Genomic DNA, 208 nt, shown 5'->3' with positions numbered 1-208 from the left:
GTAACTCGGGCAGTGTGGCGTCGGGTCGGGTGTCGTACACGTTGGGTCTTGAGGGTCCGGCGGTGACGGTGGATACGGCGTGTTCGTCGTCGTTGGTGGCGTTGCACTGGGCGATTCAGGCGTTGCGGTCGGGTGAGTGTTCGATGGCGCTGGCCGGCGGTGTGACGGTGATGGCGACGCCTGGGACGTTCGTGGAGTTCTCCCGGCA

1 protein-coding gene is annotated in these 208 nt (G+C 65.9%); it reads left to right on the top strand.

Annotation, left to right across the window (positions count from 1 at the left end; translation table 11 throughout):
* Nucleotides 1-208: beta-ketoacyl synthase N-terminal-like domain-containing protein (locus tag IH13_RS46345; RefSeq protein WP_158791551.1), on the top strand; the 208-nt coding region annotated here is incomplete at both ends.

The sequence above is a fragment of the Streptomyces sp. NRRL WC-3549 genome (assembly GCF_000721935.1).
Classification (GTDB): Bacteria; Actinomycetota; Actinomycetes; order Streptomycetales; family Streptomycetaceae; genus Streptomyces.
The sequence above is the reverse complement of the archived record's forward strand: the minus strand, read 5'-3'. Positions and strand labels throughout refer to the sequence as shown.